9 protein-coding genes are annotated in these 9,678 nt (G+C 60.7%); 6 read left to right on the top strand and 3 right to left on the bottom strand.

Annotated elements, in window-relative coordinates:
• Nucleotides 1-215 precede the first annotated feature (215 nt).
• Nucleotides 216-995, bottom strand: a complete 780-nt coding sequence (locus ACILSL_RS15425) for an SDR family NAD(P)-dependent oxidoreductase (protein ID WP_395732938.1) — start codon at nt 993-995, stop codon at nt 216-218.
• A 52-nt stretch (nt 996-1,047) separates the two neighbouring features.
• Between ACILSL_RS15425 and ACILSL_RS15420 the strand changes: the two genes are divergently transcribed.
• From ACILSL_RS15420 to ACILSL_RS15410, 3 genes are read left to right on the top strand one after another with little or no spacing between them, the layout of a single operon-like run.
• Nucleotides 1,048-2,502, top strand: a complete 1,455-nt coding sequence (locus ACILSL_RS15420; protein ID WP_395732937.1) for a sulfatase — start codon at nt 1,048-1,050, stop codon at nt 2,500-2,502.
• A 22-nt stretch (nt 2,503-2,524) separates the two neighbouring features.
• Nucleotides 2,525-3,895: a neutral/alkaline non-lysosomal ceramidase N-terminal domain-containing protein gene (locus tag ACILSL_RS15415; RefSeq protein WP_395732936.1), complete on the top strand. Its 1,371-nt coding sequence runs from the start codon at nt 2,525-2,527 to the stop codon at nt 3,893-3,895.
• Between the two features lie 15 nt (nt 3,896-3,910).
• Complete coding sequence (locus tag ACILSL_RS15410; RefSeq protein WP_395732935.1) at nt 3,911-4,486, top strand: hypothetical protein; 576 nt, start codon at nt 3,911-3,913, stop codon at nt 4,484-4,486.
• A gap of 1 nt (nt 4,487) precedes the next feature.
• Here ACILSL_RS15410 and ACILSL_RS15405 read toward each other — a convergent pair whose 3' ends face one another.
• Nucleotides 4,488-5,468, bottom strand: a complete 981-nt coding sequence (locus ACILSL_RS15405) for a DUF3500 domain-containing protein (RefSeq protein WP_395732934.1) — start codon at nt 5,466-5,468, stop codon at nt 4,488-4,490.
• Between the two features lie 212 nt (nt 5,469-5,680).
• Here ACILSL_RS15405 and ACILSL_RS15400 point away from each other — a divergent pair, with 212 nt between their 5' ends.
• Together ACILSL_RS15400 and ACILSL_RS15395 are read left to right on the top strand one after the other, a co-directional pair.
• Nucleotides 5,681-6,937 (top strand): NAD(P)/FAD-dependent oxidoreductase, encoded by a 1,257-nt coding sequence (locus tag ACILSL_RS15400; RefSeq protein ID WP_395732933.1) that lies wholly within the window; start codon nt 5,681-5,683, stop codon nt 6,935-6,937.
• Nucleotides 6,938-6,995: 58 nt separating this feature from the next.
• A complete protein-coding gene (locus tag ACILSL_RS15395; RefSeq protein ID WP_395732932.1) occupies nt 6,996-7,598 on the top strand; it encodes an SHD1 domain-containing protein in 603 nt (200 codons plus the stop codon).
• 20 nt (nt 7,599-7,618) lie between these two features.
• On the opposite strand, the gene ACILSL_RS15390 is transcribed toward ACILSL_RS15395, so the two are convergent.
• Complete coding sequence (locus tag ACILSL_RS15390; RefSeq protein WP_395732931.1) at nt 7,619-8,008, bottom strand: hypothetical protein; 390 nt, start codon at nt 8,006-8,008, stop codon at nt 7,619-7,621.
• 105 nt (nt 8,009-8,113) lie between these two features.
• On the opposite strand from ACILSL_RS15390, the gene ACILSL_RS15385 reads away from it, so the two are divergent.
• Nucleotides 8,114-9,655 (top strand): cryptochrome/photolyase family protein, encoded by a 1,542-nt coding sequence (locus ACILSL_RS15385; protein ID WP_395732930.1) that lies wholly within the window; start codon nt 8,114-8,116, stop codon nt 9,653-9,655.
• Nucleotides 9,656-9,678 lie beyond the last annotated feature (23 nt).

Raw genomic sequence — 9,678 nt, 5'->3', positions numbered from 1 at the left:
GGGCTTGGGCGGGGAAGGGGGGATTTCGGAGATCAACGAGCCTTGCTCATCAATCGTCAATCGTGCGTGCCCATGGTGTCTTGGAGACGGAGGATTGATGATTGAAGAGCCATCGAGTTTTGATTTTTGAAGTATGAGCCGGAGGGTTGAATTTAAACGCGAATGTCGGGAGGAATGACCGCGAATTAACGCGAATCAGAAGAGGGGCTGAAGTTTCACCACAGAAGCTTGCCTCCGTCGATGACGAGGAGGCTGCCGGTCATGTAGCTGCTGGCGTCGCTGGCGAGGTAGAGCGCCAGCGGGCCGATCTCTTCGGGGCTGCCCCAGCGGCCCATGGGGATGCTGGTGGCGACTTCGCCTTCGAACTCGGGGCGCTCGCCGATCCAGCGTTTGTTGGCGTCGGTCATGAAGGGGCCGGGGGCGATGGCGTTGACGGTGATGCCGTGGGCGGCCCAGTCGGCGGCGACGGCTTTGGTGAACATGGTGAGCGCGCCTTTGGAGGTCTCGTAACTGCGGCCACGCATGGCTTTGCCGGGCCAGAGGGCGTTGATGGAGGCGATGTTGATGATGCGGCCCCAGCGGCGCGGGATCATCGCGCCGCCGATGCGTTTGGTGAGGATGAAGGCCTGGGTGAGATTAAGATCGAGGATGCGCTGCCAGTCCTCCAGCGGGAGGTCCTCGGTGGGGGTGTTGATGCGGCGGCCACCGACGTTGTTGATGAGGATGTCGATGGGTGGGTGATCATGGAGGAGGGTGTCGCAGAGGCGCTCTGCTTCCTCGGGTTTGGAGAGATCGGCCTGGATCGAAGTGACATGCAAATCCTCGCTGCAAAGCTCCTCGCAGGCGGTGTGCAGCTGCGCTGCATTTGAACCGGCGATGATGATCTCGGCTCCGGCTTCGCCGAGGGCGCGTGCCATTTCCAGGCCGAGGCCGCGAGAGCCGCCGGTGATGAGGGCGCGGCGGCCGGTGAGATTGAAGCGGTCGAAGATGGGCATGGAACAAAGAATCGGCGGAGTGAAACGACTCTTTCAGGCGTTTCATCCCACTATGATGCGATTCATTCTCCCGGTGTTGTTTTTGGGGCTGACGTGCAGTCTGCACTCGAAGCAGCCAAACATCCTCTGGCTGGTGGGCGAGAACCTCTCGCATGACCTCGGCTGCTACGGTGCGAAGAATGTGCATACGCCCAATCTGGACCGGCTGGCGCAGGAGGGCTTGCGTTTTACAAATGTGTTTTCGACGAATCCGGCCTGCGCGCCGAGCCGCAGCGCCTTCATGCTGGGAATGTACCAGACCACGACGGACACGCATCATATGCGGTCGCATCGGAGCGATGATTTCAAGCTGCCGCCGGGTGTGCGGCCCATGACGCACCGGCTGCAGGATGCGGGCTACACGACGGCGAACCTCAAGACCATCGGGGAGAAAGCTGTGGGCACGGGCAAGCTGGACCTGAACTTTGTGAACGAGGGGCCGATCTATCAGACGGATGACTGGAGCGCGCTGAAGGCAAAGCAGCCGTTTTTTGCGCAGATCAATTCACACGAGGTGGAGTATGACATCTACGATCGACAGAGCGCCAAGAAGGAGCGTGTGGAGTGGGTGGGCGAGCGTGAGCATGTGAAGCATGCCAAGCCGGAGAATGTCACGCCGCCACCTTACTACCCGGATCATCCGCTCGTGCGCGAGGAGTGGGCGCGGTATCTGAACTCCGTCTCGGGCATGGATGTGCGCATTGGGTGGGTGCTGGATCAACTGAGGAAGGACGGCCTGGAGGACGACACGATTGTCATTTTCTTTGCCGACAACGGACGGCTGGACCCACGTGGCATCCACTGGTGTTATGACAGCGGCCTGCGCGTGCCGATGATCATCAAGTGGCCGAAGAATCATCCGGCTCCGGAGGGCTGCACGGCGGGGAGTGTGAATGAGCAGATCGTCAGCCTGATCGATGTGACGGCGACGACGCTTGATTTTGCCGGGATTGCCAAGCCTCGGCTGATGCAGGGGCGTGTGATTCTGGGGCCGCATGCGGAAGGTCCGCGCACCTATGCTTTTGCCGCGCGTGATCGGATTGATGAAACGGTGCAGCGCATCCGCTCGGTGCATGACGCGAGGTTTCACTACATCCGCACGTACACGAACGGGCCCACGTTTGCGTCACTGAACCGGTATAAGGAGAAGTGCTTTCCCATCCTGCCGCTGATGCGTGAGATGCAGGCGCGAGGCGAGCTGAAAGGCCCGCCGCTGGAGCTGATGCAGCGCAGAGGGCCGTGCGAGGAGCTGTATGATTCAAAAGAGGATCCAGATGAGATCCACGACTTGAGCGGTTCGAAGAAACCAGAGCACAGGGAGGCGCTTGCGCGGCTGCGGGCTGCGCTGGACACTTGGATCGTTGAGACGGGTGACCGAGGAGCCATTCCAGAAGCGCCAGAAGTGCGTGCGCCGTTTGAGAAGGAGATGGACGCGTGGTTTGGCACGCCGGATTGGGCCAAGAAATGAGGCGGAGGTGCGTACCTGTGCCATGACCACACGCCTCCTCGCATGCTGCCTGCTTTTCGTTTCCCCAATCCAAGCAGGTGATTTTCGTGTGGGGGCCGCGAGGGTGGAGATCACGCCGAAGGATGGGACGCCGCTGGGCGGGTTCTACAAGTTTCGGGGTTCGGAGGGTGTGCTGGATCCGCTGTATGCGAAGACGCTGGTGTTTGAAAAGGACGGCGTGCATGCGGCCATCGTGGTGCTGGATCTCTCGGGCACGGTGAGGCCGCTGGTGGCGGCGGCGAGGAAGGCGATTCAGGAACAGTGCGGGATCGAGGGTGATCATGTGATGATCTCCGGCACGCACACGCATTCCGGGCCGCAGCAGCCGCGTGGATCGCTGATGGATGACATCACGAAGGTGAACTCGCCACCGGGGGTGGCCTACATCAGCTCGTTGCCGGGATTGATTGCGCATTCGGTGAAAGAGGCGAAGGCGAAGCTCACGCCCGCGAAGGCTGCGGTGGCGGTGGGAAAGGCCGAGGGGATCAGCTTCAATCGTCGCGTGCTGCGGGAGGGGGTGAAGGAGGCGATCTGGCAGCCGAAGAAGATTGATCCGGCGACGGAAAAGCCGGCGGGGCCGGTGGATCCTGAAGTGGGTGTGGTGGCTTTTCATGGCGCGGGTGCGGATGCGGCCCCGCTGGGTGCGCTGCTGAACTTTGCCATGCATCCCACCTCCGTGGGCGCAGGCACGAAGATCTCGGCGGATTATCCCGGGGTGTTTACGAAGCTTGTCAGCGAGCGACATGGACCAGGCATGATTTCGGTGTTTGCGAATGGCTGCTGCGGCAACATCAACCACCGGGACTACATCAACGGAAAGCGGCGCACCACGCTGGAGCTGGGCACCGCGCTGGCGGATGCGACGGATGCTGCGTGGGCGAGCCTGAAGGCTGTCAGCACCTTCGCGCCGCGTGTACGTTCGGAGCAGGTCACGCTGCAGCGGCGCAGCTTCACGCCGGAGCAGATCGCGAAGGCGAAGGACATGGCGGCGAACATGTTCACGAAGAATTTTGGTACTGTGCCGATGGCGGAGACCGTGTGCATCCTTGAGACGGTGGAGAAGCAGAACGTGCCGCTGCTGGCGGAGGTGCAGGTGATCGCGCTGAGTGATGAGCTCGCGATTGTGGCGCTGCCGGGAGAGATTTTTGTGGAGCTGGGGTTGGCGCTGAAGAAGGCCTCGCCATTTAAGACCACGCTGATCGCGGAGCTGGCGAACGGGAGTGTGGGGTATGTGCCGAACCGTGAGGCGTATCAGCAGGGGAACTATGAAATTGTCAGCGCGCGTGGGGAAGTGGGAAGCGGGGAGAAGCTGGTGGAGGTGGCGCTGCGGCTGCTAGGTGAGGTGAAGAAGTGACCTCCGCGTCCAAGCATGTATGCTGTTGCCATGATTCCTTCGGTCACCAGCTTGAACCAATCTAAAGTCTGGATGGCACGACCTCCCACTGTGCGGGTGGTGGGGCAGCGAGTGGAGATGTTTCAAAAAGGCAGGTGGTGGGTGCCTCCGGTACAATGTGGCCTCACGCTGGCAGCGATTTGGCTGCTGTTTGACCATTATTCACTTCCTCAAACCTTCGTAGAACTGTTCATCGGCCTGGCGGGTTTGTTCATCATCATCACCCTCATAATGGCTTTTTGGTTTTGGAAGGAGGGGCCGATTTTGGTTTTTGACGGTGAAAACGAAACCCTGTCGATTCCTGGGCATCGCCTTGCAGTCCCCGTTTCTGCGCTGGAGAATTTTCACCTGCGAGAAATGCAATGTCCCGATGGCGAGGGAGATTATTTGGCAACTGTTCTCGTGTTGGACTCAGAAACATCGCAGGCGCCATACTGCGTGTATGTGTGGCGCGGTGCCAAGCTGAAGGCAGCGTGGCTGCATTTCCGCAGCGAAGTGGAAAAGAGGATGAGCCAGCCCACGCTGCGGATTCAGGGTGCAGGCGCGACGTAACTCACGCCGCCTTCGGCTCCCGGATATGCGCCCAGCAGTGGACGTGGGGATCGCCGCGAAAGAACCAGACCATGTGGGGGCCTTCGATCTGCCAGACGTCCCAGATGCCGTCTTTGCCGACGTCCTGGTTTTTGAAGAAGGCCATGTGGAGATTGTCGTAGCCGCCGGCTTCGATGTACTTCATGGACTCTTCGCGTTCGGACTGGCGGAAGGGTTTCAATAGATCGGCGATGACTTTTTTGACGAGGTCTTTCTGGTCGGCGCTGAGTTCAGAGAGGGGGATGCCTTCGAGGCCTTTGGTTTTGCCGGTGAGCTTGACGGTGTCGTTGCCGTCTTCGTCGCGGGATTCGCCGAGGAGGGCGAGTTCGCGCTGCTTGCCGTCGAGGGCCTGAAAGACGTCGTTGGCGCGCTTGGCCTGATACCAGTAGGCGTTGCCGGGGTGGTCGGGCTTTTCATTGAAGCCCTGGGCGGCATGGCCGTAGAAGATGGGGCCGCCGAAGGCAGCGCCTTTTTCGCTGTCGCCATCGCAACGGCGGGTGCAGTGGCGGCCGGTGAGGACGAACTCGAACTGACTGGTGCCGGGCTCGCCAAAGAGAGCGATGGAGGCGCTGCCGAAGCCGCCGTCGCCTTTGTTGTCCTGATCAAACTGGCGCCAGACTTCGGCTTTGTACTCGTCGCTGTGGAGCTTGTCGAAGATCTCGCGCACGAGGTCCTGCTGATCGGGCTTGAGGACGTCGCGGATTTTCTGCGGGGTGATGTGCCAGTTGTTGTCCACCTTGAGGCGGCGGGGATCGCTCCAGGCGAAGCAGAGGGTTTTGCGCTGGGCCTCATCCATGCTGCCGTAGAGCTGCTGAACGAGGGTTTCGGAGGTGGCAGGGGAGCTGGCACCGAAGGCGGAGCCAAGGAGGCCCGCGGCAGCGACCTGTGCGCTGCGGGTGATGAAGTCGCGGCGGCTGGCCGAGGGAGTGTGGAGCGTGTTCATGGCTGGTTTGTATCAAACGGCGGATGGAGTGGAAAGTTTTGTTTTAGCAGCGCAGGGATCTATCGCTGTACGGCATCAAAACGATGCCAAAGGAGTATGGACGGCATGGGAACAGGCGTCGTATTACTGTGAAGAAGCCCCTGAAAACCAGCAGTTCCGGCTGGCGTTTGGAGGTGACTTTTTGCCAACCCAGTTAAAATTTCCAGCATTCCATGAACACCGAATACGAAGTCATCATCATCGGCGGCGGCCCGGCCGGCACCAGTACGGCAGCCATCCTCGCAGAGTACGGCCATAAAGTGCTGGTGATCGAGCGCGAGAAGTTTCCTCGGTACCATGTGGGGGAGTCGTTGATCCCGTTCACCTTTGGACCGCTGGAGCGGCTGGGGCTGATCCCGACGATGAAGAAGTCGCACTTCATGAAGAAGTTCAGCGTGAGCTTTGTGCAGCCGGATGGGAGGCGCTCGCAGCCCTTCTATTTTTACAATCGCTATGACCGTGAGACGGTGGCGCAGACGTGGCAGGTGATGCGCTCTGAGTTTGACCAGATGCTGATGGAGCATGCCCGCGGCAAGGGAGCCACGGTGAGGGAGGAGACGACGGTGACACAGCTGCTCAAGAACGACAGCGGCCGGGTGATCGGCGTGGCGGTGAAGAACAAGGATGGCACGGAGGAACACCTGCTGGCGAAGCTGGTGATCGACGCCTCGGGCAAGGAGGCGTTTGCCTCGGTGCGCGAGGGCTGGCGCGTTGGGGATCCGTATTTGAACAAGGTGGCGGTGTGGACGTACTACAAGGGCTCGAAGCGTGAGGCGGGCCTGGACGAAGGTGCGACGACGATCGCCTTCGTGCCGGACAAGGGCTGGTTCTGGCACATCCCCATGCACAATGACATGGTGAGCGTGGGGGTCGTGGCTGAAGGCAAGTATCTGAGCCGCGATGGCGTGAAGGATCCGAAGGCGATGTTTGAGCGTGAGATTGGCGAGAACCAGTGGATCAAGGATCACCTTTCGACGGGAGTTTCCACGGGTGAATACTGGATCACGAGCGAGTATTCACGGCACTCGAAGTATGGTGCATCGCCGGGCCTGCTGCTGGTGGGAGATGCGTTTGCGTTTCTGGATCCGGTCTTCAGCAGCGGGGTGATGCTGGCGCTGAAGAGCGGCGTGCTGGCAGGAGATGCGGTGCATGAGGCGCTGGTGGCGGGAGATCTTTCGCCGGAGCGCTTTACCGAATACGCGGAGTTCATGCGCCAGGGAATCGATAACATGCGCAAGCTGGTGTATGCCTTCTACAACCCGAGCTTTTCCTTCAAGGATGTGGTGATGAAGTATCCGGATGCCGGTGACGAGATCACCGACTGCCTGTCAGGGGATGTGAACAAGGACTATTCCTCGCTGTGGACGAAGATTCGTGAGTTCTCCCCGATACCTGACATCCTGCCCTATGGGGTGCCGATGGCGGCGTGAGGGGATAAAATAATTCCTTCTGCAACTTTTTCGTGGCGGCAGGTTTTATGCCACCGCCATGAAAACGCTGATATTGCACACCTGCCTGGCGCTGTGCGCTCTCACTATCCTGCAAGCCCGCACCTGGACGGAGGCGCAGACTGGGAGGACATTGGAGGCTGATTTTGTCCAAGTGCAGGATGGCTCTGTGATCGTCCGAACGACGAATGGCGGGACTTTGCAGCTCCCTCTGGGGCGCCTGAGCGAGGCGGACCAGACGTTTGTGAAAGAGCAGGTGCCGGCAAAGCCAGTGGAGAAGGAGCCCGGCAAGGAGGACGTGAAGAAGCAGCTGATGGGCACCTGGGACGGATACATGGCGGACAGCGACGGCTCGCGGCATGGCGACATCCGGCTTGTCATCACGGGAGACAAGATCACCGCCTCCAATCCGCAGGGCGACCGAGAGATGGGGGCGGGAACGTACAAGATCACCGGCAAGCGGATCGATGCCACCGGTACGGAAGGGCAGTTTGCCGGGAAAAAGTATGAGGGCATCTTTGATCTCGACGGCAAGACCCTGAAGTGGTGCTCAGCGAACGACCGCCCGAGTTCCAGCCGTCCCACCAAGATGCAAACCGATCCACAGGCCGGCCAGTTTCTGATGGTGCTGGAGAAAAAGTGACGTGCCGGCCAGGGAAGGGTTCACCGGGAAGGCAGGGCTTTCGCGCTCCCGACCGAAAGTAGAAAGACGGCGATGAGGCCCGCGCCGGTGGCGTTCTCCCTGAGCGTGGGCGGGAAGATGAGCAGGTAGCCGGCGCTTTTCACGAGAGCGGAGAAACTGGAGACGCAGAAGGGCATCAGAAAGAGGCGAAAGGTGACCCAGCGGTCCGGCCAGACCCAGCGGCCGGAAGCCTGGGTCTGGGTGCTGATGAGCAGCGCGGCGCCGATGATGCCACTGAGGCCGACGGAGGTGAGCCAGATGCGGGGGGTGCTGTCGAAGTGGTTCACAATGCTGAGCGCCCACCAGATGAAGTAGCACCAGAGGATGGTGCGGCCGGTGGAGAGGTTTTGCAGGTAGCGGATCAGAGGCATGGCGGGAGAGGCTTCCTATGAAGCGCATCCGAGCAGGGGGCAAATACGAAGGCCAGACATGATGGTGCGGCCAGAGCACCGCAGGGTACGTAATGCGCATGCGCCATGCCATCCCGACCCCGACTTGTGCTATTGCTGGGAGACCAGCTAGATCTTCACTCCGCCGCTTTTGACGGCTTTGATCCGCAGCGGGATGTGGTGTGGATGGCGGAGGTGGCGGCGGAGTCCACCAAGGTGTGGAGTGTGAAGGCGCGCATCGCGGTTTTTCTCGCGGCCATGCGGCATTTCCGTGAGGCGCTGCGGGAGAAAGGGTGGCGAGTGGTTTACCATGAGATGGGAGCGTATGGGGATTTTGCAGAAGCGTTGCGCGCCAGTGTGATTGAACTGCAGCCTTCTGCTCTCGTGATGGTGCAGGCGGGGGAGTGGGGCGTGCAGCGTGATCTGGAGGCGGCCGCTGCGGAACTGGGGGTGGCTTTGGAGGTGCGGGAGGACCGCCACTTTCTCTGCACTGCGGCGGAGTTTGCGGAGCATGCCAAGGGGCGAAAGCAGCTGCGGATGGAGTTCTTTTACCGTGAGATGCGCCAGCGTACTGGGGTGCTGATGGAGAATGGGAAGCCGACGGGCGGGCAGTGGAATTATGATCAGGACAACCGTGGTGCTTTTGGCAAAGAAGGGCCGGATCTGCTGCGTGTGCCGCCGAGGAAGTTCGTGCCGGATGAGATCACGCGGGAGGTCATTGCGCTGGTGGAGGAGCGTTTTGCGAAGCACCCCGGAACGCTGAAGGATTTCGACTGGCCGGTGACGGCGGCGCAGAGTGTGGAGGCGCTGGAGGATTTCATCGCGCATCGGCTGGCGCAGTTTGGGCAGTACCAAGATGCGATGTGGGTGAATGAGCCGTGGCTGTATCATTCACGGTTGAGCGCAGCGATGAACCTGAAGCTGCTGGACCCGAGGCTGGTGATCGCGGCGGCGGAAAAGGCGTGGCGTGAAGGCAAGGCACCGCTGGCGGGGGTGGAGGGATTCATCCGGCAGATCCTGGGCTGGCGGGAGTATGTGCGCGGGATCTACTGGCTGAAGATGCCGGGGTATGTGCGACTGAATGAAATGCAGGCGCACGAGGCGCTGCCGGGTTTTTACTGGACGGGGGAGACGGACATGAACTGCCTGCGGGATGCTCTTTCACAGACGCTCCGCTACGGCTACGCGCACCACATTCAGCGGCTGATGGTGACGGGATTGTTTGCGCTGCTCTACGGGGTGGATCCGTATCAGGTGCACGAGTGGTATCTGGCGGTGTATGTGGATGCGGTGGAGTGGGTGGAGTTGCCGAACACGCTGGGCATGAGCCAGTATGGGGACGGCGGCCTGATGGCCAGCAAGCCGTATGTGGCGAGCGGCAAATACATCCAGCGGATGAGCAACTACTGCAAGGGGTGCAAGTATGATCCGGCGCAGGCGACGGGGGCGAAGGCGTGCCCTTTTACGACGCTGTACTGGGAATATCTGCTGCAGCATGAGGTGAGGCTGCGGGGGAATCAGAGGATGGCGATGCAGCTCAAGAATCTGGGGCGACTGAGTGCGGAGCAGAGAGGGGAGATTCAGGAGCAGGCGCGGCGGGTGCGGGAGGGGTGCGGTGGGACAGTGTGATTGCGAGCTGAAGGATCGAGGAC

Origin of the sequence: Prosthecobacter sp. (assembly GCF_044222345.1) — a bacterium.
Lineage (GTDB): Bacteria > Verrucomicrobiota > Verrucomicrobiia > Verrucomicrobiales > Verrucomicrobiaceae > Prosthecobacter.
The sequence above is the reverse complement of the archived record's forward strand: the minus strand, read 5'-3'. Positions and strand labels throughout refer to the sequence as shown.

What these genes read in the sequence shown, in the direction of transcription:
- ACILSL_RS15425 (WP_395732938.1), bottom strand. Translation starts at nt 995, where the DNA reads ATGCCCATCTTCGACCGCTTCAATCTCACCGGCCGCCGCGCCCTCATC.
- ACILSL_RS15420 (WP_395732937.1), top strand. Translation starts at nt 1,048, where the DNA reads ATGATGCGATTCATTCTCCCGGTGTTGTTTTTGGGGCTGACGTGCAGT.
- ACILSL_RS15415 (WP_395732936.1), top strand. Translation starts at nt 2,525, where the DNA reads ATGACCACACGCCTCCTCGCATGCTGCCTGCTTTTCGTTTCCCCAATC.
- ACILSL_RS15410 (WP_395732935.1), top strand. Translation starts at nt 3,911, where the DNA reads ATGTATGCTGTTGCCATGATTCCTTCGGTCACCAGCTTGAACCAATCT.
- ACILSL_RS15405 (WP_395732934.1), bottom strand. Translation starts at nt 5,468, where the DNA reads ATGAACACGCTCCACACTCCCTCGGCCAGCCGCCGCGACTTCATCACC.
- ACILSL_RS15400 (WP_395732933.1), top strand. Translation starts at nt 5,681, where the DNA reads ATGAACACCGAATACGAAGTCATCATCATCGGCGGCGGCCCGGCCGGC.
- ACILSL_RS15395 (WP_395732932.1), top strand. Translation starts at nt 6,996, where the DNA reads ATGAAAACGCTGATATTGCACACCTGCCTGGCGCTGTGCGCTCTCACT.
- ACILSL_RS15390 (WP_395732931.1), bottom strand. Translation starts at nt 8,008, where the DNA reads ATGCCTCTGATCCGCTACCTGCAAAACCTCTCCACCGGCCGCACCATC.
- ACILSL_RS15385 (WP_395732930.1), top strand. Translation starts at nt 8,114, where the DNA reads ATGCCATCCCGACCCCGACTTGTGCTATTGCTGGGAGACCAGCTAGAT.